Here is a 22,345-nt window from a genome sequence, read left to right on the forward strand (position 1 = left end):
GGAAGCACGACCTCAACCGCTCGTAAACGGCCGGCCCGCGGACTGTTCAGGGTGTCGCGAGATCATCCGTAACCTCGCCGGTATAACGCGATAATCGTCCTGTACAGCGACGTAATATCCCCTTAGCGGTCGAAACAGTGGTCTGAAAAACACGGTTCGGCGGTCAGGCGTCCTCGTCGGAACTCGGGCTACCGTGCGTGACTCCCTCGCGTTCGTCGGCTCGCATTCGGCGCAGCGCCGCCCGTCCGTTGCTCGCCTCGTAGCCGAAGAAGACGCCCTCCGCGTACTCCTCGGCGACCTCGAGCGCGTGGATCAGGTTGTCGACATCGACGTTCACCGCGTACAACTCGATATTAAACGGCGTCTCGAGCGCGCTCTCGAACCCCTTCGCGATCGTCTCGAGCCAGTAGGTCGTTCCGTAGGCCGTATCGTACAGCGGGACGACGAATTCGTCGACGTACTCCTCGATGGCCTCGAGGTCGATGCCGGCGCGTTCGTAGAGGTGGCCGGGGTAGGGATCGGGGTAGAGGGTCATGTAGACCGTCCCCGGGATGTGTTCGACGGCTTCCTCGACGAACTCGGTGATGACGCTCGCGCGCCAGGCCATGCGGTCGTCGTACTCGCTGGCGTCGAACGCCTGTTCGCAGACGCCACAGCGACAGTACTCCGCGCGGGGGAAGCCGATGTCGTCGAGGCGAACGTCCTCGTTTTCGGCGACGCAGTCGTCGATGACCTCGAGGAGTCCCTGGCGGTAGTCCTCGCGGGAGGGGCAGATGTAGGCCCAGTCGAAGTAGGACCGTTCGCGGTCGGCCGGCCGGCCCATGTCGTCGACGGGGACGAGCGACGGGTCGGCGTCGGCGGCGGCGTTGTCGCCGAAACAGGAGACCATGTTCACCCCGTCGTCGATCGGTTCGGCGGACCGGCCGGTCACGTCCTTGACCTCGTAGAAGCCACGGTCGAACTCCGGCCACCGTACTTCTTCGGCATTACGGGTGACGACGCCGTACATAACTCAGGGTACGGCCCCGTCCCCGTAAGCCGTTCGGAATCGCGCGTTACGCTTCGGTCGGTTCGTAGTCGACTTCGACCTCCGGCGAGCCGCTGAAGGCGACCTTGTAGAGGACAGCGATGACGAACAGGGCGAGTACGATCTTGACGGTACGTGACATGTACGCCTAGAGATTCGGCTGGAGAATACTTAGGTATTCTGGATAGTCATCTCGTCGTGAAAACGCGCGGGCGGTCCGTTTACGTGTCGATCAGCGATGCGATTTCGTCGCGGACGATCGTCTCACAGTACGAGCAGCGAACGCCGTCCTCGAGCACCGAAAACCGGGACGTGACGGGCTCGTTCCCGGTCGTGATGCAGCCGGGGTTGGGACAGGAGAGGACGCCCTCGACGACCGTTGGGCGCTCGACCCGATGTTTCTCGACGACGTCGTAGCCGCGGACGATGTTGATCGTCGCGTCGGGCGCGATCAGCGAGAGCACGTCGACCTCGTCCTGGCTCAGCTCGCGGCCCTCGACCTTGACGATGTCCTTGCGAGCGAGCCGATCCGAGGGGACGTTCATGCCGATCGACAGCTCCTCGCCCTCGCTGCCGTCGATGCCGAGGATCGCGAGGACGTTCAGCGCCTGCCCGCCGCGGACGTGGTCGATGACCGTCCCGTCGCGGATCTTGCTGACGCGCAGCGCGTGATCGTCGTCGCCGTCGTGGCGGTCGCGATCGTTACTCATCGCCGTCACCCCCCTGCTCGCTCAACAGCAGATCCAGCAGCGCCATCCGGACCGGAACGCCGTTGTGCGCCTGCTCGAAGTAGGCCGCGTGGTCGGTCGCGTCGATCTCGGGCGCGATCTCGTCGACCCGGGGCAGCGGGTGCATCACGGTCAGGTCGTCGCTTGCGGCCTCGAGCGTCTCGGCGTCGATCTGGTACTCGCCGGCGACCTTCTGGTACTCGTTCTCGTCGGGGAACCGCTCGCGCTGGATCCGCGTGACGTAGAGCACGTCCAGCGAGGGCAGGACCTCCTCTGGGGACTCGTGCTCCCGGATTCCGGTGGTCCCCCCCTGCTGGTGAAGATCGTAGACGACCTCGCGGGGCAGTTGCAGGCTCTCCGGGCTAATAAAGTGCTGGCGCGCGTCGAAGTTCGTCAGTGCGTAGGCCAGCGAGTGGACGGTCCGGCCGTACTTCAGGTCGCCCATGATGCCGATCGTGAGGTCCTCCAGCCCGGCGTTCTCTCGGATCGTGTAGAGATCGAGCAGCGTCTGGGACGGATGGTGGCCCGCGCCGTCGCCCGCGTTCACCAGCGGCACGTCGACGTACTCGCTGGCCATCGTCGCCGACCCCTGTTTCGGATGGCGCAAGACGAGCGCGTCGGCGTACCCCTCGATGACCCGCACCGTGTCGGCGAGCGTCTCCCCTTTCTTCACGCTCGAGGACTCGACCGAACCCATGTCGACGACATCGCCGCCGAGCCGTTTCATGGCGGTTTCGAAGCTCATCTTCGTCCGCGTGCTCGGCTCGAAAAAGAGCAGGCCCAGCACCGTCTCGGCGTGGCGGTCGGCGACGGCCGACGGGTCGGCGTCGATCTCGGCCGCGCGGTCGAGGACGGTCTCGATGTCCGCCCGCGAGAGTTGTTTGCTCGTGATGAGGTGATCGTGGCGCATTCGTTCGTGTAGGCTGTGGCGTGCCCCTTGAATCTCTCCATTCGGCGGTGCCACCAGCGACGATCGAGGTCGCCACCGACTCGAACGGCCCGTTGTCCGGTCCGTGATCCCCCGGGCCGAAGCGACCGCATCTAAGGCAAAGAGTTATACAGACACTACAGCAATTGGTCATAATCGTATGGTCGGTCGGCTGGACACCGGAATCGACGTGCTCGATCGGAAGCTCGACGGCGGGCTCCCGCCGGGGTGTATCGTCGCGTACACCGCCGAGCCGGCTAGCCAGTCCGAACTCCTCCTCTACGAACTCACGGCCGCCCGCGGGACGCTCTACCTCTCGACCGAGCGCTCGGACGACGCCGTCCGCCACGCCATCGAGTCCTCGCCGTCGTCCGTCGGCAGCCCGACGGTCAGACACGTCACCAGCGATACGCCCATCGAAGAGGCGACGCGACTCATCGGTGCGCTCCCCGACGGCGCGAACCTGATCATCGACACGATGAACGTTCTGGAAGCGTGTGACACCGACGAGTACATCGCCTTCCTCAACGATCTCAAATCGCAGATGCTCGAGACCGGAAGCATCGCCGTCCTCCACTGCCTCAAAGGTGACGAGGCCGCGAACCGATCTCGGACCTTTCACGCCGCCGACGCCGTCTTCGACCTGCGAACCGAGGTCGCCGGCACCGAACTCGAGAACCACCTGACGGTCCCCAAATTCCGCGGCGGCAGCCAGCCGACCGACGCGATCAAACTCGAGTTAACCGAGGAAGTGGCGATCGACACGAGCCGCGACATCGCCTGACCGGGTCGCCGAGTCCGCCTGTCCCGCCATTCGTCCCGCTCAATTCTCCTGTTCGGGGTCGTAAACGGCGTGATCGCCGCGGTCCGTTCGGTCACGGTCACCAGCCGCAGGATATACGAGAAGAGCAACGACACCGGGAGCAGCCCGACCGTGACGACGACCGGAAAGAGGACGGCGCGGCCCGGTTCGTGACCGCCTCAACCTCCCGGCGGTAGTCGACCGTGGCCTCGATCTCCGACTCGAGTTCGTCCGGTGTCTGTAACTCCCGCGAGAGCAGCAACTGGTTGCTCGATACGACGACGGTGATCAGCGTCATGTTTCCCGAAACCAGGCCACTGAGAGCGTAAAACAGTGGCTGCGTTTCAGTCAGCGGCGCGACGTTCGCCATCGTCAGCGCCAGATACGCGATGCCGAACGTGACCGCGACGCCGATGGCGATTACGAACCGATTGCCGTTCAACAAGAGCCACTGTTCGAGTCGCCCGATCGTCGTCCGCGAGTGCTCGTCGGCGTCCGTATCGCTCGACGAAACCCCCATCGTCTCCGCTGGACGTACGTTTTGTCGGGCGAAAAATCCGTTCCGCGCATCTTCGTGGTCCGACGACCGGCCGGCGGGCGATCCCACCGGTCTGCCGCCGCGTTACTCTTCTGCGCCTTCGAGTTCCTCGACGATCTCGTCGGCGTCGACGTCGGCGTCCTCGAGGGCCTCCTCGATGTCGCCGCCGCCCATGCCGCCCATACCGCCCATCATGCCGCCCATACCGCCCATGCCCATGCCGTCGATGACCTCCTGGACGATGACGCGGTCGACGCCAATCTGGTCGATGATCTGTTGGCCGATCTGCTGTTTGCCCATCATCCACTGCTGGTTCATCGTCATCTGGGGCGTGGCCTCGAGGTAGAGCGTCTCTTTCTCGACGGTCTCGGTCTCGAACTCCGGCTCGGCGTCCTCGTCGTCTTCGTCGGGCTCGACGGGGACCTCCTCTTCGACCTCGTCGGTCTCGATCCAGAGTTCGGGCTCCATCCCGAGGAACATCTCGAACAGGCCGGCAGCCTGCTGCTCGCGGTCCTCGACTTCTTGGACGACCGTGTACTCGTACTCGACGTCGTCACCCGCAAGCGGGTGGTTGAAGTCGACGCGGGCGCGGCCGCCGATGATCGTGCTGATGTAACCCTGCTGGCCGTCGATCTGGACGTTCGCGCCGGGGTAGCGGTCGTCCTCGTCGATCTTCTCGGCGCTGACGGTCTGGACATCGTCGGGGTCGTACTCGCCGAAGGCGTCCGCGGCGGGGATCGTCACGGTGCCGGAGTCGCCCGGTTCGGAGCCGACGATGGCCGCTTCGACGCCCTCGAAGATGTGGCCCTCGCCCAGAATGATCGTTCGCGGCTTGAACTCCTGGCCTTGGTCGTCGACGCCCTCCTCTTCAGCGACTTCGGGGTCGGTCGTGTCGACCAGTTGGTCGTCCTCGACGGTGTAGGCGGTGTACTCGATCTCGACGAAGTCGCCCTCTTGCAGCCCCTCGGCTTCGGCGGCGTCTTCGTCCTCGACTTCTTCGTCGACGTCATCGGCCTGCTCCTCGAGCTCGGCCTCCTGATCCTCGGTCATACGTTGTACGTCCCGCCGTCTGCATTTAAGGGCGACGCTTTGCGGCCGAGAGCGACCGATTCTTACGACCGCCGTCCGTTCGCTCGGACATGTACGAGGTCGAAGTGAAGGTCCCCGCCGACCTCGAGGCTGTCCGCGACCGGCTCGTGGCCCTCGAGGCGACGCCCGAGGGCAGCGTCGTCCAGATCGATACCTACTACGACGCGCCCCACCGTGACTTCCCCGAGACGGACGAGGCGCTGCGGATTCGCGAGGAACGACCCGCCGACGGGACCGACGAGACGCGAATCACCTACAAGGGGCCGCTCGTCGACGACGAGTCCAAGACCCGTGAGGAAGTCGAGACCGCCGTCCGAGATGGCGAGAAACTCGACTCAATCTTCGCGAACCTCGGGTTCGAGCCGGCCGCGACGGTTCGCAAGGAGCGCGACCGCTACTCGCTCGAGGGGTATACCGTCACGCTCGATTCGGTCGACGGCGTCGGCGAGTACGTCGAGGTCGAAACCGAAGTCGGGGACGAAACCGATCTCGAGGCGGCCCGCGAGGGCGCCTACGACGTTCTCGAATCCCTTGGACTCGATCCGAACGATCAAATTCGAACCTCGTATCTCGGCCTGTTGCTCGAGTCCTAACGACGCTCGCTTCCCGACCGCCTCGCTCGTGTGCGCCGGGGCGATAGTGCTCGAGTGCTGACGCATAACTCACGGCAGTTATGATCTCGCTCCCTAATCATATCCGCAAGTTATAGAACCTCGCTCCCTCTATGGCCGTCAATGAGCGAGCGGAACATCCGAATCGAATCCGTCGACCGGCAGGCGGTCGAGGATCAGGACGTCGAAATCGTCGAGCGAAAGGGGATCGGCCATCCCGACTCAATCTGTGACGGAATCGCCGAGAGCGTCGCCGGGGCGCTCGCCCGCGAGTACCTCGAGCGCGTCGGCGAGGTGTTGCACTTCAACACCGACGAGACGCAACTCGTCGCGGGCGAGGCCGCGCCCGCCTTCGGCGGCGGCGAGGTCGTCGACCCCATTTATCTCCTGATCGTCGGCCGCGCGACCAAACACTACGAGGGCCAGACCATCCCCGCCGAGACGATCGCGCTGCGGGCCGCCCGCGAGTACCTCGAGTCCGAAATTCCCCAGCTGACCGTCGGCGAGGACATCGTCGTCGACGTGAAACTCGGCGAGGGCAGCGGCGACCTCCAGGAAGTCTTCGGCGAGGACGAAGTGAGCGTCCCGATGGCCAACGACACCAGTTTCGGCGTCGGCCACGCGCCCCTGACCGAGACCGAAGAGATCGTCCACGAGACCGAGCGACGGCTGAACGGCGAGTACGCCGACGAGAATCCGGCACTCGGTCCCGACGTGAAAATCATGGGCAAGCGCGAGGGCGATACGATCGATGTCACCGTCGCGGCCGCGATGGTCGACGAGTACGTTCCGAACCTGGACGGCTACATCGAGGCGGTCGAGTCCGTCCGCGAGTTCGTCGAGGGCGTCGCGCGCGAGCACACCGACCGCGAGGTCAACGTCCACGTCAACACGGCTGACGACTACGAGGAGGGGTCGATCTATCTCACCGTGACGGGAACCTCCGCCGAGCAGGGCGACGACGGTTCCGTCGGCCGGGGGAATCGTGCGAACGGGCTCATCACGCCCAACCGCTCGATGTCGATGGAAGCGACCAGCGGCAAGAACCCGGTCAACCACATCGGGAAGATCTACAACCTGCTCTCGACGGAGATCGCCGAGGAGGTCGTCGCGGAGGTCGACGGCATCCGCGACCTGCGCGTCCGCCTCCTCTCCCAGATCGGCCGTCCGATCGACCAGCCCCACGTCGCCGACGTGCAGGTCGTCACCGACGACGGCGTCGCGGTTTCGGACGTTCGGGCCGACGTCGAGACGATCGTCGATCAGGAACTCGCCGACGTGACCGAGATCACCCGCCGCGTGATCGAGGGCGAACTGTCGACGTTCTGAGGACGGTGCGTCGGCTCCTCGAGCCGCCGTTTCCCAGCCCGTCGTCCCGTTTCCGACCGCCACCGAACCGCCGTTTTCCGGCGCGAAACCGGAACCGCGGCTCCGGTGTCCGAATACTCAAGCACCGCCTCGGTGTACGGTGTTACGAATCGAAACACGTAGTGAGCGCCAGTGTCCGACTCGAGTTCCGAATCCGCGTCCAGCCCGGTTATCTACGCCGTCGTCGCGAGCACCTTCTTCGTCGGTTTCGGCGGCGGCGTCGTCTTCCCGATCCTGCCGAACCTCGGCGAGGTGCTCGGAATTTCGGCGTTCATGGTCGGCGTCATCCTCTCGGCGAACCGCTGGACGCGACTGTTCGCGAACGGCCCGGCCGGGGCGCTGGTCGACCGGATCGGCACTCGAAAACCGTTCGTCGCGGGGCTGGCGATCGAGGGCGTCGCGACGGCGGGCTATGTGGTCGCGATCACCTCCTCGGTGCCGGAGTTCTGGTTCGTCCTCGCGCGGGTCTGCTGGGGCGTCGGCAGTGCGCTCGTGTTCGCGACGGCCTACACGATCACCGCCGACGTCAGCGAGGCCGCCTCTCGGGGGACGAGCATGGGGATCGTCCGTGCCGGGATCACGTTCGGCTTCCCCGCGGGCATGGTACTGGGCGGCATCGTCAGCGAGGTTTACAGCAACGTCGCGGCGTTCGTCCTCGCGGCCTCGTTCGCCGGCCTCGCGAGCGTCATCGCCTACTTCATCGTCCCCGAGACCCACGTCGAGTCGGCCGACTCGTCGATCAAACCCTGGGACCTCGAGACGACCCTGCCCGCGCTGACCGTCGGACTGGTCAACTTCGGGCTCTACTTCGCCTTTTTCGGCGTTCTCTTCTCGACGCTCGTCTTGTACCTCGAGGTCGAATCGATGACGCTCGCGCTCGAGTTCGCGGGGCTGGGGATCGACTACGGCGAACAGGGGACCTCCGGCCTGCTGATGGCGGCCGCCGCGCTGTCGGGCGCGGTCTTTACGATCCTCGGCGGGAAGATCAGTGACGGCGTCGGCGCTCGGGTTCCCGTCCTGCTCGTCTTCCTCGTGACGAGCTGTGCCGGCTTCGCCGTTCTCACGCTCGCGCCCTCGCTCGGCACCGTCGTCCTCGGCTGCGTGCTGATCGGCGCGGGTCAAGGCGGCGTCGGGGGTCCGTTGACCGCGCTGCTCGCGGATCTCTCGCCCGAGGAGCGGATGGGGCGGGCGATGGGGACCAACAACGTCTTCGGCGACGTCGGCGGCGCGCTCGGCCCGCTGATCTCGCTGCCCTTCGCCGACGCGGCCGGGTTCGACACGCTGTACGCGATCAGCGCCGTCATCCCGCTGCTGGCCGGCGGCGTTCTCGTCGCCGGCATCTACACCTATACGGGGAGTCTGAGCCCGACGGTCGACGAGTCGATGATCTGAATCCGTGCTCGAGGCCGACGCCGACCTCGCAATCCCCTTATAGCTCCGGTCATCTACCACTTGCCATGCACCCCCCGGGAGCCGACACCGTCCTCGTCCGACACGGGGACGTAAACACCAAGAGCAACACCGTCAAGCGGTACATGGAGGGGCTCCTCGTCGAGAATCTCGAGGCCGTCCTCGCCGACCGATCGATCCCCGGCGAGGTCGAGCGCCGGTGGAACCGACCGCTGATCCACACGAGCGAGGACGCCGTGGCCGACGCGACCGCGGCCGCGACCGATACCTTCGGGGTCGTCTCCGCCAGTCCCGCGCTGACCGTCAGCACCGAGAAAGAACGAATCATAGCGGCGCTCGAAGAGACCGCTCGCGAACACTACGACGGCGGGACGTTCGCGGTCGACGCCCGTCGAGCGGACAAAACCCTCCCCTACGACAGCGAGGACCTGGCCCGCGAGGCCGGAGCGGCCATCTGGGAGGCCGTCGAGGACGAGTTCGAGCCCGCGGTCGACCTCGACGATCCGGATCTTACCTTCGGCGTCGAAGTCCGCGAGGATCTGGCATTTCTCTATCTCGAGCAGCGAGACGGACCAGGGGGGCTCCCGCTTGGCTCTCAGGAGCCGGTGATCGCGTTAGTCAGCGGCGGGATCGACTCGCCGGTCGCGGCCTACGAGATGATGAAACGCGGCAGCCCGGTCGTCCCGGCCTACGTCGACCTCGGCGATTACGGCGGGATCGACCACGAGGCGCGCGCGATGGAGACCGTTCGGCTCCTCTCGGAGTACGCGCCGAACTTCGACATGCAGGTCTATCGAATCCCCGGCGGCGAGACGGTCGACCTGCTCGTCCGGGAGATGGAACAGGGCCGGATGCTCTCGCTGCGCCGCTTTTTCTACCGCGCGGCCGAGACGCTGGCCGAGCGCGTCGACGCCAACGGCATCGTCACCGGGGAGGCCGCGGGCCAGAAGTCCAGCCAGACCGTCCGGAACCTCGGCGTCACCAGCCGTGCGACCCGGCTTCCGATCCACCGCCCGCTGCTGACTCGAGACAAGCAGTACATCGTCGCGCAGGCCCGCGAGATCGGTACCTTCACCGACTCGACGATCGACGCCGGCTGTAACCGCGTCACCCCCGATCGCGTCGAGACCAACGCCCGCCTCGAGCCCCTGCTGGCCGCCGAACCCAACGGTTTGCTCGAGCGCGCCGAAGAAGCCGCCAAGAACGCAGACCTGGTCGAGCCCTGAAACGGAGTCTCGGCACTCGCTTCCGCACTGTCGTAGACGGCCCAGCCAACCACCGCCGGGCGGGACTGAAAGGGGCTGCACCGGTGAGCGCGAACAGCGTGAGCGCGATTCACGGGAGAGCAAGCTCTCCCGGTGGTCGGCGAAGACGGGCGACGCAAGCACTGCAGCGGTGAGCGAAGCGAACCCGAAGCGCGCAGCGAGCCCCTCGAGTCGACCGGTGCAGGTGCTTTCGAAACTGTTTCGATCATAGCGAACGCCGCGATTCCGCGGACAGAAGCCCGATCGAAATCGTCTAGAAGGCGAAACCGACATTACGCGACCGCTCCCAGCATAGCGTAGTGACCCGCGTCTGTCTCATCGGCGAGGATGGGAGCAATCTCCAGTACGAACTGCTCTCCCGGGAGACCGCCCGCGAGGCGCTCGCGACCTACGACCTCGAGCGGCCGTTCGAGAACTCGCTGGCCCTGCGGACGGTCAGCATCGGAGCCGCCGTCTCGCTGCTGAACGACCTGAACTGGTATCTCACCCGGTTCGTCGACGCGGCGCTGGTCCAGGAGCCGAGCATCAGCGACGACGAGTGGCTCTCGCGGTCGCTGGCCACCGAGCTTCGAAACGGCGCGATCGAGCCCGCGGAAACGGCCGAATTCTGCAAGATTTACGGCCTCGAGCGGGTCGATGCGGGGCTCGAGGCTGACGAAGAGGAGGCGCTCGATCGAGGACCGGAAAACGAGTCAGGGACCGTCGACGCGGCGGACGCGGCCGATAGCGACTCGAACGATGCTGCCCGATCAGGGGCGGTCGAGCCGACGTACCGGCTCGTCGAACCGCTGTACGTTCGCCGGACCGACGGCGACCTCCCCGAGTACGATCTCAGAGACGTCGAGGACACCCTCGTCGTCCGACTGACCGAAGCCGAGTACTCGCCGTAGTGGCGACGGTCAGGAATCGTCCGCGGTGCTCTCGTTACCGCCGCTTGACGACGAGCCGCCGTCCACGCTCGTGGACCGGCTCGCGCTCCCCGACGCGCTCTCGCTCGCGATTCCGAAGCCGTGTTCCTGTCCGTCGCTGTCGACGATCGTCGCGGAGACCCGCGTCAGCCGTTCGGAGTCGAACGTCGCCCGGACGAGCCGCCCGACGGTCACCAGCTGTTGGGTACAGACCTTGTCAGCGTCGCTGGTGTCGCGGACTGCGGCGTCGAGGGCGAGCGCGTCGTCGTCCGCATCGTCCGCGTCGTTCTCGTCGATGTCGACCTCGTCGAGCTGCAGTTCGTGACAGGGGTTCGGCGCACCGGACTCGAGCGCAACGATGACCGACGTTTCGAAGTCGGTCTCGTCGACGAAGTCGGCGAGGGGCGCTGCCTCGAGTTCGCGCTCGGCGAGCCAGTCGGTCGCGTCGTCCGCGCCGAGCAACAGCGCGGCGTCGGGCGAGGATGACTGCGCGGGGTGCTGGAGCGGCTGCGTGTCGTAGCTCGCCAATCCGTCTGGAAGTCCCTCGCCGACGTCGTTCTCGCCGTCGGTCGGGGACTCGTTGTCGCTCGGATCGGTCTCACCGTCGTCGTCACCGTTACCGTTTCCGCCGTCGTCCGACGCGCTGCCGGGGTCGTCGGCGAGACAGCCGGCCGAGAGGGCGAGCATCGATGCGGTACCGCACAGCAGACCTCGTCTGGAGGGACGTGTCATCGTACCCGACCGTACGAAGGGGTACCTAAAGGGGATTTGGCTAGGTAAAAGAGCTCTTTTCGCTGGCGGCGTGCCGGAGCCCGACGATCAGTCGAACAGGCCGGTCGAGAGGTATCGCTCGCCACTGTCCCAGAAGACGGTGACCACGAGCGGGCAGTCGTCGGCCCGACCGCCGTCGGTCTCTGGCGAGGCTGGCTCGCCGACGTCGTCGAAGGCGGTCGGGATCTCCGGACACTCGACGCTGGGATCGGCGATCTCTCGAGCGATTCGCTGGGAAGCCAGGCTCGTCGCGCCGCTGGACTGGCCGACGAGGACGCCCTCTTCGCGAGCGAGGCGGCGACACTCGTCTTCGGCGTCCTCGAGTTTCACGGTCTCGACGCGGTCGATCAGGTCGACGTCGAGGTTGTCGCTGACGAAGCCGGGGCCCATTCCCTGGAACTCGTCCTGGCCGGATTCGCCGGTCGAGAGGACGGCGTTTCTGGCCGGTTCGACCGCCACGATATCCATATCGGGGAACGCCTCGCGGAGGCGGCGGCCGGTGCCCGAGAGCGTGCCGCCGGTGCCGACGCCGGCCACGAAGGCGTCTATCTCGCGGTCGCCGACCTGCTCGATGATCTCCTCGCCCGTCGTCTTGTAGTGGGCCTCGGGATTCGCCGGGTTCTCGAACTGCCCGAGCTGGATCGCGCCCTCGGCCTCGAGTTCGTCGGCGCGGTCGCGGGCTGTCGACATGTCGCCGTCGACCAGCTCGAGGTCGGCCCCGTAGGCGGCCATGATCTGCCGGCGCTCCTTCGATTTGTCCGACGGCATGACGATCGTCAGATCGTAGCCGCGGGCGGCCGCGACGAGCGCGAGGCCGATCCCCGTGTTGCCGCTGGTCGGTTCGACGAGGCTGTCGCCGGGTTCGATCAGCCCGTCTCGCTCGGCGGCCCGGATCATCTCGCGGGCCGGCCGATCCTTGGCCGAGCCGCCGGGGTTGAACGATTCGATCTTGGCCGCGACCGTCACGCCCTCTGGCGAATCGACCTGGACGAGCGGCGAGCCGATGGTGTCCAGAATGCTCCCTTTCATTGCACCACTCTAGGGAATCGAGACGTAAACGCGTGCTGGACTCAGGCAGGACGTGCCGGCTCATCAGTAGCGCGCTCCTCAACACCGGTCTAGTATGAGACCGCAGACAACCAGAAAGCCCCTGGGCGTCTCGAGTCGATGGGCTCGCTGCGCGCCGTCCTCACGCCGTTCGGACGGTGCTTACATCGCCCGTCTTCCCCCGAGACGCCCAGCCCCTTTCAGTCCCACCCCGCGGTGGGTGGTCGGGCGGCTACGAGAAAAGGTGACGGCGCGCGAGACTACCGCCTGAAACACCGCGGTTAAGCCCGCCGAGGCGTAAGTCGTGCGTATGAGTCTCGAGACCATGCGGCCGAACCCCACCTGGGATGCGGCCAGCTACGAGGAGGCGGTCGATACGCTTGCAGCGCACTGCGACGAACTGACCTACAAGATCTGGGGCGGCGACTGGTGCAAGGACTGTCGCGCCTTGCTGCCCGACTTCGGCGCGGCGCTCGAGGCCGCCGAGGTGCCCGACGAGCGCATCGAGGAGTACGCTCTCGACGAGGACAAACAGGGCCCCGGCGTCGAGGAGTACGAGATCGAACTCATCCCGACGATCGTCGTAGAGAACGACGAGGGCGAGGAGATTACGCGCTTCGTCGAGGAAGAGGACGTGCCCCCGGCGGTTTGGCTCGCCGACGAGATCGAAACCGCGCTCGAGTCGTCGTAGGTCGATCGGACTGTACGGCGACGGCGGCCGCAAGCAACCCGAATAGCTCAGATCGGGTTGATCGGTCGTTTCTTCGGCGGCCAGTCGTCTTCGTGCGGTTCGTCCGCTCGAGCGAACGCTCGGATGACCCGGTCGCGGGTATCCTCGGGCTGGACGACGCCGTCGGTGCCGACGCGGGAGGCCGCTCGGACGGCATCGGTTCGGTCCTTGAACTTCTCGATCAGTTCCGTACGTCGGGCCTCGGGGTCGTCTGCGGACTCGATCTCTCGGCGGTACGCGATGTCGACGGCTCCTTCGATGCCCATGGCGGCGAGTTCGGCCGTGGGCCACAGCACCGTCAACTCCGAGTCGAGCGAGCGGCCGCCGCCCATCGCCACGTAGCCGAAGCCGTAGCCGCGTCTGAGGACGACGTTGGCGATCGGGACCGTCGCGCGAGCGAGTTCGAAGGGCAACTTCGCGGAGTGGCGAGCGATCCCCTCGCGCTCCGAGTCCGGTCCGGGCAAGATTCCGGGCACGTCGGACAGCGTGAGGATCGGGAGCCCGTAGGCGTCACAGACCGCCGCGAAGTGGGCGGCCTTCTCCGATGCACCCGTATCGATGGTCCCCGCCTTGATCCGCGGATTGTTGGCGATGACGCCGATCGGCTCACCGTCGAGGCGAGCGAACGCGGTGACGATGTTCTGTGCGTAGGTCGGCTTCAGTTCGAACACCGAATCCTGGTCGACGATCCCCTCGATGATCGCGTCGATATCGTACCCTTTGCGCGGACTCGAGGGGATGATCTCTCGCAACTGCTCGCCGTCGACGGCCGGCGGTCGCGAGTCGGCCGACGGCGGCTCTCGGCGAGCGTTTCGCGGCAGGTACGAGAGGAAGGTCCGGATCGCGTCGAGGCAGGCCTCGTCGTCCTCGCAGGCGAGGTCTGCCATACCGGTCTCGGTCGTCTGGAACCGCGCGCTGCCGAGTTCCTCCTTGGTGCCGTCGACGCCGAGCGCGGCCTCGACGAGCGACGGACCGGCGACGCCCATCGTTCCCGTCCCCTCGACGATCGGGACGAAGTCCGACAGCGCCGCGAAGTTGGTCGGCGCGGCGAAGGCCGGCCCCATCATCGCCGAGACGACCGGCACCCACCCGGAGAGGGCGGTCTGGCGCTTCGAGAAGCCGTTGTCGCCGCGAGCGAAGGGGGCGGCGTCGAGCCCCTCCTGAATGCGGTGGCCGCCGCCGTCGTGGAGCATGATTAGCGGGAGCCCGCGGTCGAGGGCGCGCTCGGTAACCCGCGACATCTTCCGGCCGCCGGCGTGGCCGATCGAACCGCCCTTGACCGTGAAGTCGGTGGCGATCAGCGCGATCGAACGGCCGTCGACTTCGCCATAGCCCGTGACGACGCCGTCGGAGGGGGCGTCCTCGCGCTCCCAATCGGTCGTCTCCGGCGTCGTCGGCATCGGCGACGCGAGACGGCCGACCTCATCGAACGTCCCCTCGTCGAGCAGGTAGTCGACGCGCTCTCTGGCGGTTAGCTTGCCGAGGTCGCGCTGGCGCTCGATAGCCTCTTCGCGCGCTTCGTCGGACAGTGCCCGCTTCGCGTCGGCGACGTCCTCGAACGGATCGTCGCTCATTCGAAGTGCGCCTCCCGGAACTCGAGCGTTGCCGTCTCGTTCGCTTCTGCCGTCGATGTTCCGTCGGTTCGCGCGATTTCGGGGATGGCGTCGCCGATCGAGCCCCATTCGATCGGTCGATCGTCGAACGTGGTAGCCATAGTCTCTCGTGGACTTAGCCAACGACGTACATTAATTCCTCCGAAGCGGTAACACTGTTCGCGAAAAGCCCGCCGAGCGCTAACGATATACGCGACACGTGAAGCGACGGTCGCGCTCGAGGCCCGTTCGGCGACGGGTTCAGAAGGGCGCGTCCGACTCGTCTTCCGTGCTCCCGTCCGAATCGCCGAGCCACGCGAGCGCCTCGTCGGCGTCGTGGGTCGGCGGTGAGCACGTCCGATCGCGACAGACGTACAGCGTCGGCTCGCCGTCGCGGGCCTCGCGCCCGGCCCAGATCGGCGGCGCCTCTGCGAGACCCAGCCGGTCGAGCCACGACTCGAGTCCGTCCTCGGTTGGCGGCCGAAGCGCGAAGAGCCGATCGGGGAGGTACCGCGAGGCGAACCGGTCGCGCCACGTCTCGGGTAACTCGTCGGCGGCGACCGTCACCTCGAGCGCGCCGGACTCGAGGCGGTCGGCGGCGAGACAGAGCGTCGCGTGCTCGAGGGCGTTGGCCTCGAGTTTGCTCGCGTGAGTCTCGAGGACGGTCGCGGCGATCTCCCCGAACTCCTCGTCGACGGCTTCTTCTCGCGGGCGTTGCCCGCTCGAATGGTCCGCGGAGCTTCGCTCCGCGCTATCGCCGTCTGCTCGAGAGATCTCCGATCCCTCGCTGTCGGCGAACTCGTCGAGCGCGAGTAGCGTCTCGACAGCCACGCCGGCCGCCGAGGGCGTCGACTGGTCGCCCAGTTCCTGGGGCCGCGTGACGAGGGACTCGCCGCTCTCGGGCGTGAAGTAGAGCGTCCCGCGGCCGGCGTCCCAGAACTCGGCTTCGATGACGCGAGCCAACTCGAGCGCGAAGACGAGGTGGTCGACCTCGCCGGTGGCCTGATAGCAATCGAGCGCCCCGCGCGCGAGGAAGGCGTAATCCTCGAGGTAGCCGTCGACTTTGACATCCCCGTCTTTATATCGTCGCGAGAGTCGCCGCTCGTCGTCGTCCCAGAGCCGCTCCCGGACGAACTCGAGCGCGTCGACGGCCGTCTCGGCGTAACCGTCTTCGCCGAGCACCAGTGCCGCCTCGGCGTACGTCGAGATCAACAGCCCGTTCCAGCCGGCGAGAATCTTCTCGTCTCGGTTCGGCCGTAGGCGCTCCTCGCGGGCCTCGAACAGCCGCTGGCGGGCCGAGTCGAGGCGCTTCAAGATCTCGCTGGCCTCGAGATCGAACTCGTCGGCGAGTTCCGAGATCTTGACGACGCGGTTGGGCTGGGTGCGCCCCTCGAAGTTACCCGATTCGCTGATGTCGTAGCGGCGGCAGAAAAGCGCGGCATCCGTCTGGTCCTCGAGGATCTCGTGGACCTCGGCGGGCGTCCAGACGTAGAACGCACCCTCCTCGCGCTCGCCGGTCTCGGGCGACTCGCTCTGGGCGTCGAGCGTGCTGAAGAAGCCGCCGTCGTCGTGAGTTAGCTCCCGATCGACGAACCGAAGCGTCTCCTCGACCACCTCGGCGTAGCGCCCCTCGCCCGTCAGTTGATAGCCGGCGAGGAAGGCCCGCGGAATCTCGGCGTTGTCGTAGAGCATCTTCTCGAAGTGGGGGACCGTCCAGTCCCGGTCGACGCAGTAGCGGTGAAAGCCCCCGCCGACGTGATCGTAGAGCCCGCCCGAGGCCATCGCGCCGAGGGTCTCCTCGAGCACCTCGAGGTACTCCTCTCGGCCGGTTCGATCGTACGCCCTCGCGAGCACGCGAAGACGCGAGGGCTGGGGGAACTTCTGGCCCGTGCCGAACCCGCCGTACTCCCGGTCCGCGCTCCGCAGAACCGCGTTGGCGGCTTTCTCGAGGACTTCGCTGGAGGGCGGCTCCGCCCCGCTGCCGGCCCCCGCCGCGTCGGGGGTCTCCTCGAGCCGGTCTTTCGCCGCGTCGGTCCACTGCTGGGCGCGGTGTTCCATCTCCTCGCGGTCTTCCTCGCTCTCCCAGGAGTCGCTGATGCGCTCGAGCAGGTCGCGAAAGCCGGGCTGGCCGCGTTGGCCCTCCGGCGGGAAGTAGGTCCCGATGAAGAAGGGCTTGCCCTCTGGGGTGAGCCACGCGGAAAGGGGCCAGCCGCCCTGCCCGCGGACGAGTTGGCAGACGGTCATGTAGATGCTGTCGACGTCCGGGCGCTCCTCGCGGTCGACCTTGATCGGGACGAAGTGCTCGTTCAAGACCTCGGCGACGGCCTCGTCCTGGAAGCTCTCTTCTTCCATGACGTGACACCAGTGACACGCCGAGTAGCCGATCGAAAGGAAGATCGGCACGTCGCGTTCCTTCGCCGCCTCGAGCGCGTCTTCGTCCCAGGGTTGCCAGTTGACGGGGTTGTCCGCGTGCTGGCGCAGATAGGGGCTCTCCTCCTCTGCGAGCCGATTGCGCCGCGTGGGATCGGTCATACGCACCGATACGGCTGTCAGTTGTAAAAGCCCGCGGTGGATGCTCCTGTCGCCGACCGTGGTTTGGAGCACCGCGTCGAGTGGGTCGTAGCTGTCGACGGGGGCCGCGAAATCTGCGCGTCTCTCGGTAGTATTTGGCGACCAGCAGGGCCTCGCGACGTGTTAGTACACCGACCCTGCATCGAAATCGCGCTCGCAGGTGTACTACGGCCGACTAATTTATCAGGCTTCTCGGAATGACTCCTATCGATGAACGGTCGGGGACAGGTCGTCGCTGCCATGCGGAACGGGGCAGTGGTGTTCGACAGCGAGGGACGGTACACGGATGTCAACGAGTCCTTCCTGAACCTGACCGGCTACGATCGCGAGCGAGTGATCGGCGCTACGTTGGGGCTGCTACACGACAGGGTCGATATCGGACGAATCACGCGAGCGACGGACCGACTCCAGCGCTCGGGCGGCGGTGGTCACGAGGTCGTCACCGCAGTCGTCGAAACGGCCGCGGACGAGCGGGTCCCGGTGGAGATCGATCTGTCGCCGCTGACGGGCGACGACGGGAGTATCCGCGGAACCATTGGTGTCGTCCGTGATATCTCGGATCGGGACGTGCGCGAGCACCGTCTGAACAGTTACGAGCATGAACTCGAGCGCTACGAACGGCTCGTCGAAGTGATGGGCGACGGGGTGTACGCTCTCGACGCCGACGGTCGGTACACGATGGTCAACGAGTATCTCCTCGATATGGTGGGAGAAGATCGGAAGACGGTACTCGGCGAAACGCCGTCGTTGTTCCACGACGACGTGGATATCGACGCGTTCGAGTCGGCAATCGAGTCGTTACTGAACGGGACCAGCAGCATCGAAACGGTCGAGACCACCATCGAAACGGACGGCGATGAGACGATCGCTGTCGCGGTCAACCTGACGCTGCTGCCGAGAGACGACGGTGAATTCAACGGCACGGTCGGGGTGGTTCGGGACATCACCGAGCAGAAGCGACGCGAGCGCGAACTCGAGCGCTACCAGCGACTCATCGAGGCCACGGGCGACGCAGTATACGCTCTCAACACTGAGGGGGAATTTACGTTCTCCAACGGGGCCCACCAAGCGATCGTCGACCGCGACGAGGCGGAACTGCTGGGCGAACACGCAGCGATCTCGTTACCGGACGAGGCCGTCGAGGACGGTAGGGGACTGATAAGCGAGTTGTTGGCCAGTGATCGGCGGTGTAGTACGTACGAAATGAACGTGCTCAGGCCCGACGGCGAACTGATACGCACGGAAAACCACGTCGCGCTGTTGACGGACGAGGCCGGCGAGTTCAGAGGGACCGTCGGCGTGTTACGAGACATCACCGAGCGCAAACAGCGCGAGCGCGAACTGCGACGGCAAAACGAGCGACTCGAACAGTTCGCGTCGGTCGTCTCCCACGATCTGCGGAATCCGCTGAACGTCGCGCAGGGATACCTCACGGAGATCGACGATCCAGCGGCCGGAGCAGTCGATCAGTCGTTAGATCGCATGGAAACCATCATCGAGGAAGTGCTCGAGCTCGCTCGACAGGGCCAGACCATCGACGATCCCGAGCCGGTCCCCATCGAGGAAACTGTGCGGGCTGCGTGGGGGAACGTCGAGACGGGAGCGCTGACGCTCGTCGTCGAGGTAACTGGGTGCGTGCTCGCCGACCGGAACCGTCTGGTGACGCTGTTCGAGAACCTCTTTCGGAACAGCGTCGAACACGCCGCGGCTGAGGAAGTCGTGGTCGGAACCGACGCCGGTGTGGATTTCTCAGTGGCCGACGACGGCACCGGCATTCCGGACGGCGATCGTGAGGCGGTCTTCGAGATGGGACGGACAACCAGTCAGACCGGGACCGGCTTCGGGCTGGCTATCGTCGCCGAAATCGCCGCCGCTCACGGCTGGAACGTCGCCGTCACGGAAGGACGCGACGGCGGTGCACGCTTCGAGTTCAGCGGCGTCGAACAGACCGTCGACGAGTGCTAAATTGGCGTCGAGACGGAATTCATCCCGTCGCGACGGGGTCGGACTCGAGCCCGATCGCCACCGCTCTCGAGGTCGCGCCGGAAACCGGAGATCGGAAAACAGCTGCGCGTGTCGCGTCGAGCGGATTCGCTCGCGCCCCTACGCGTCCAGCTCCTCGGTGAGCAGTCGGCGCAACACGAGGTGGAGGACGCCGCCGTTCTCGACGTACTCGACCGCCATCGGCGTGCCGACCTGTGCGGTCACGTCGAACTCGGTCACGTTGCCGTCGTCGTCTTCCGCGGTGACGGTCAGTTCGGCGTTCGGCTCGAGGCCGTCCTCGAGACCCTCGATCTCGAAGTACTCGTCGCCCTCGAGGCCGAGTTCCTCCCAGCCCTCGCCGTCGTCGAACTGCAGCGGCAGGACGCCCATGCCGATGAGGTTGTCGCGGTAGATCCGCTCGTAGCTCTTCCCGATGGTCGCGCGGATGCCGAGCAGGTCGGTCCCCTTGGCCGCCCAGTCGCGACTCGAGCCGGTGCCGAGCTCCTCGCCGGCCATGACGATCAGCGGCGTGTCCTCGGCGCGGTAGCGCTCGCTGGCCTCGAAGACGGTGGTCTCCTCGTCGGTCGGGTGGTGGATGGTGTAGCCGCCCTCCTTACCGTCTAACATCTCGTTTTTGATGCGGACGTTCGCGAAGGTGCCCCGCATCATGACCTCGTGGTTGCCCCGTCGCGAGCCGTAGGTGTTGAACTCGTGGGGTTCGACGCCGCGCTCTTTCAGCCACTGGCCGGCGGGCAGGTCCTCGCTGAAGAGGCCGGCTGGGCTGATATGGTCGGTCGTGACCGTATCACCCAACGTGAGCAACGCGCGGGCGTCCTCGACGTTCCCGACGCCGGGTTCCTCGAGCGGGAAGTCCTGGAAGAACGGCGGCTCGCGGATGTACGTCGACTCGTCGTCCCAATCGTAGACCTCGCCGGTCGGGGCGTCGAGGGCCTCCCAGCGCTCGTCGCCCTCGTAGACGCTGGCGTACTTCTCCTCGAACATCTCCGGCGAGACGCTGTCGTGGATGGTCTCGCGGATCTCCTCGGTGTCGGGCCAGATGTCCTCGAGGTAGACCTCCTCCCCGTCGTCGTCGGTGCCGATCGGCTCGTTCTCGAGATCGATGTCCATCCGCCCCGCGAGGCCGTAGGCGACGACCAGCGGCGGGCTGGCGAGGTAGTTAGCCTTGATCTTCGGGTGGATGCGGGCCTCGAAGTTCCGATTGCCCGAGAGAACGCTCGTCGTCCAGAGGTCGTGTTCGTCGATGGCGTTCTCGATCGGCTCCGGGAGCGGCCCGGAGTTCCCGATACAGGTCGTACAGCCGTAGCCGACGACGTGGTAGCCCAGTTCCTCCAGATCGTCGAGTAGCTCCGCTCGCTCGAGGTACTCGGTGACGACGCGGCTGCCGGGCGCGAGGCTGGTCTTGACGTAGTCGGGCACCTCGAGACCCCGTTCGGCCGCGTTACGCGCGAGGAGGCCGGCGCCGACCATCACCGACGGGTTCGAGGTGTTCGTACAGCTCGTGATCGCGCTGACGAGCACGTCGCCGTGACCGATCTCGACTTCGGTGCCGTCCTCGAGTTCGACGGGAACCTTCTCGTCGAGCGGGAGTCCCGGTCCGGCGTCGGTCGCATCCGCCGTGCTTGCGCCGCTGCCGTCGCCGATCGCCGGCTCGCCGCCGGGACCGATGACGCCTTGCTCCTCGAGCAGGCTCGGGAAGTGCTCGTCGAGATCCCCCATCGGGATGCGCTGGTGGGGCTTCTTGTGGCCCGCAAGGCTCGGTTCGACGTCGTCGAGGTCGAACTCGACGACCTCGGTGTACTCGGGCTCCTGCTCGCCGAAGAGGCCCTGTGCCTCGAGGTACTCGCGGACGAGTTCGACGTGGTCCTCGTCGCGGCCCGTGAGTTCGAGATACTCGAGAGTCTTCTCGTCGACGGGGAACATGCTGATAGTCGATCCCTGCTCGGGGGCCATGTTCGAGATGGTCGCCCGGTCCGCCACGGAGAGCTCCGAGACGCCGGGGCCGTAGAACTCGACGAACTTGTCGACGACGCCGACCTCGCGGAGCTTCTCGGTGATGTGAAGCACGAGGTCCGTCGCCGTCGCGCCGTCGGGAAGCCCGCCCGATAGGCGGACACCGACGACCTCCGGCAGCGACATGTTGATCGGCTGGCCGAGCAAGGCGGCCTCGGCCTCGATGCCGCCGACGCCCCAGCCGACGACGCCGATGCCGCCGATCATGGGGGTGTGACTGTCGGTGCCGACGAGTGTGTCTGGCACGAGCCACTGTTCACCGTCGACCTCTCGCTCGTGGACGACGCGGCCGAGGTGCTCTAGGTTGACTTGGTGGACGATGCCCGTTCCCGGCGGAACGACGTTGAAGCCATCGAAGGCCTGCTGGGCCCACTTGATCGAGCGGTACCGTTCCTCGTTGCGTTCGTACTCGATCTCGACGTTCTTCTCGTATGCGTCGCCGCTACCGAAGTAGTCGACCTGCACGCTGTGGTCGATCACAAGGTCACAGGGGACTTCGGGTTCGACGACCGTTGGGTCGACGCCCTTCCGCTCGGCGGCCGACCGCAACGCCGCGAGGTCGACGACCGCCGGGACGCCGGTCAGGTCCTGCAGGACGACCCGCGAGACCGTAAACGGCACCTCGGCGTCCGGCACGTCGGGCTCCCACGAGGCCGCCGCGCGGACGGCGTCCTCGTCGATCGTCTCCCCGTCGGCGTTGCGCAGTACTGACTCGAGCAGAATCCGAATGCTCACGGGCAACTTCTCGAGGTCGCAGAGGCCCTGCTCCTCGAGTACCGTGAGGTCTGCCATCTTGTAGGTCTCGCCGTCGTGTTCGAACTCCCGGATCGCCTCCGGGAACGTATCACTTGCCATAAACTGGCTTGGAGACGGGGGCATTTGAATCCCTCGAGAATATCCAGTAGCGCTATCGTACGCCCCGTATTTGAGGGGTGCGGTGTGTCAT

18 protein-coding genes and 1 pseudogene are annotated in these 22,345 nt (G+C 66.2%); 8 read left to right on the forward strand and 11 right to left on the reverse strand.

The features are described 5' to 3' along the window. Positions 1-163: 163 nt before the first annotated feature. The 3 genes from NKH51_RS03460 to pyrB form a co-directional block, all read right to left on the reverse strand. The gene (locus NKH51_RS03460) at positions 164-1,009 is read right to left on the reverse strand and encodes a glycoside hydrolase family protein (protein ID WP_254763858.1); all 846 of its coding nucleotides are present in this window, start codon (positions 1,007-1,009) and stop codon (positions 164-166) included. Between the two features lie 239 nt (positions 1,010-1,248). Beyond that, positions 1,249-1,737 (reverse strand): aspartate carbamoyltransferase regulatory subunit, encoded by a 489-nt coding sequence (gene pyrI / locus NKH51_RS03465; protein WP_254763859.1) that lies wholly within the window; start codon positions 1,735-1,737, stop codon positions 1,249-1,251. Beyond that, positions 1,730-2,665 carry an aspartate carbamoyltransferase gene (gene pyrB / locus NKH51_RS03470; RefSeq protein WP_254763860.1) on the reverse strand — a complete coding sequence of 312 codons (936 nt, stop codon included), beginning with the start codon at positions 2,663-2,665 and terminating at the stop codon, positions 1,730-1,732. The genes pyrI and pyrB overlap by 8 nt, the downstream gene beginning before the upstream one ends. Positions 2,666-2,843: 178 nt before the next feature. Between pyrB and NKH51_RS03475 the strand changes: the two genes are divergently transcribed. Next, positions 2,844-3,467 (forward strand): RAD55 family ATPase, encoded by a 624-nt coding sequence (locus NKH51_RS03475; protein ID WP_254763861.1) that lies wholly within the window; start codon positions 2,844-2,846, stop codon positions 3,465-3,467. A gap of 181 nt (positions 3,468-3,648) precedes the next feature. On the opposite strand, the pseudogene NKH51_RS03480 reads toward NKH51_RS03475, so the two are convergent. Both NKH51_RS03480 and NKH51_RS03485 read right to left on the reverse strand, forming a co-directional pair. After that, a pseudogene (locus NKH51_RS03480) lies at positions 3,649-4,005 on the reverse strand (DUF7972 family membrane protein); the annotation flags it as partial. A 102-nt stretch (positions 4,006-4,107) separates the two neighbouring features. Then, positions 4,108-5,073, reverse strand: a complete 966-nt coding sequence (locus tag NKH51_RS03485; protein ID WP_254763863.1) for an FKBP-type peptidyl-prolyl cis-trans isomerase — start codon at positions 5,071-5,073, stop codon at positions 4,108-4,110. An 89-nt stretch (positions 5,074-5,162) separates the two neighbouring features. On the opposite strand from NKH51_RS03485, the gene cyaB reads away from it, so the two are divergent. From cyaB to NKH51_RS03510, 5 genes are all read left to right on the forward strand, one after another. Next, positions 5,163-5,705 (forward strand): class IV adenylate cyclase, encoded by a 543-nt coding sequence (cyaB, locus tag NKH51_RS03490; protein ID WP_254763864.1) that lies wholly within the window; start codon positions 5,163-5,165, stop codon positions 5,703-5,705. Between the two features lie 141 nt (positions 5,706-5,846). Then, positions 5,847-7,052: a methionine adenosyltransferase gene (locus tag NKH51_RS03495; RefSeq protein WP_254763865.1), complete on the forward strand. Its 1,206-nt coding sequence runs from the start codon at positions 5,847-5,849 to the stop codon at positions 7,050-7,052. Between the two features lie 171 nt (positions 7,053-7,223). Further along, positions 7,224-8,483: an MFS transporter gene (locus tag NKH51_RS03500; RefSeq protein WP_254763866.1), complete on the forward strand. Its 1,260-nt coding sequence runs from the start codon at positions 7,224-7,226 to the stop codon at positions 8,481-8,483. A gap of 65 nt (positions 8,484-8,548) precedes the next feature. Continuing rightward, positions 8,549-9,727, forward strand: coding sequence for a tRNA sulfurtransferase (locus tag NKH51_RS03505; RefSeq protein ID WP_254763867.1), 1,179 nt, complete (start codon positions 8,549-8,551; stop codon positions 9,725-9,727). Between the two features lie 338 nt (positions 9,728-10,065). Continuing rightward, the gene (locus NKH51_RS03510; RefSeq protein WP_254763868.1) at positions 10,066-10,656 is read left to right on the forward strand and encodes a DUF5804 family protein; all 591 of its coding nucleotides are present in this window, start codon (positions 10,066-10,068) and stop codon (positions 10,654-10,656) included. A gap of 9 nt (positions 10,657-10,665) precedes the next feature. Here NKH51_RS03510 and NKH51_RS03515 read toward each other — a convergent pair whose 3' ends face one another. Together NKH51_RS03515 and NKH51_RS03520 are read right to left on the reverse strand one after the other, a co-directional pair. Next, positions 10,666-11,361 (reverse strand): hypothetical protein, encoded by a 696-nt coding sequence (locus tag NKH51_RS03515; protein ID WP_254763869.1) that lies wholly within the window; start codon positions 11,359-11,361, stop codon positions 10,666-10,668. 132 nt (positions 11,362-11,493) lie between these two features. Beyond that, on the reverse strand, positions 11,494-12,474 hold the full coding sequence (locus tag NKH51_RS03520; RefSeq protein WP_254763870.1) for a PLP-dependent cysteine synthase family protein: 981 nt from the start codon (positions 12,472-12,474) through the stop codon (positions 11,494-11,496). A gap of 328 nt (positions 12,475-12,802) precedes the next feature. Here NKH51_RS03520 and NKH51_RS03525 point away from each other — a divergent pair, with 328 nt between their 5' ends. After that, a complete protein-coding gene (locus NKH51_RS03525) occupies positions 12,803-13,183 on the forward strand; it encodes a TlpA family protein disulfide reductase (protein ID WP_254763871.1) in 381 nt (126 codons plus the stop codon). A gap of 47 nt (positions 13,184-13,230) precedes the next feature. Here NKH51_RS03525 and NKH51_RS03530 read toward each other — a convergent pair whose 3' ends face one another. The 3 genes from NKH51_RS03530 to NKH51_RS03540 all read right to left on the reverse strand — a co-directional run bounded on the left by NKH51_RS03530 (position 13,231) and on the right by NKH51_RS03540 (position 17,346). Then, the gene (locus NKH51_RS03530; protein WP_254763872.1) at positions 13,231-14,796 is read right to left on the reverse strand and encodes an acyl-CoA carboxylase subunit beta; all 1,566 of its coding nucleotides are present in this window, start codon (positions 14,794-14,796) and stop codon (positions 13,231-13,233) included. Beyond that, positions 14,793-14,936, reverse strand: a complete 144-nt coding sequence (locus NKH51_RS03535; protein WP_254763873.1) for a hypothetical protein — start codon at positions 14,934-14,936, stop codon at positions 14,793-14,795. The genes NKH51_RS03530 and NKH51_RS03535 overlap by 4 nt, the downstream gene beginning before the upstream one ends. 139 nt (positions 14,937-15,075) lie before the next feature. Continuing rightward, positions 15,076-17,346, reverse strand: coding sequence for a thioredoxin domain-containing protein (locus tag NKH51_RS03540; protein ID WP_254763874.1), 2,271 nt, complete (start codon positions 17,344-17,346; stop codon positions 15,076-15,078). A gap of 249 nt (positions 17,347-17,595) precedes the next feature. Here NKH51_RS03540 and NKH51_RS03545 point away from each other — a divergent pair, with 249 nt between their 5' ends. After that, on the forward strand, positions 17,596-19,350 hold the full coding sequence (locus NKH51_RS03545; protein ID WP_254763875.1) for a PAS domain S-box protein: 1,755 nt from the start codon (positions 17,596-17,598) through the stop codon (positions 19,348-19,350). Positions 19,351-19,488: 138 nt separating this feature from the next. Here the strand turns inward: NKH51_RS03545 and acnA are convergent, their stop codons facing one another. Then, positions 19,489-22,254, reverse strand: a complete 2,766-nt coding sequence (gene acnA, locus NKH51_RS03550) for an aconitate hydratase AcnA (RefSeq protein WP_254763876.1) — start codon at positions 22,252-22,254, stop codon at positions 19,489-19,491. Positions 22,255-22,345: the final 91 nt, after the last annotated feature.

Source organism: Natrinema marinum (assembly GCF_024296685.1).
GTDB lineage: Archaea > Halobacteriota > Halobacteria > Halobacteriales > Natrialbaceae > Natrinema > Natrinema marinum.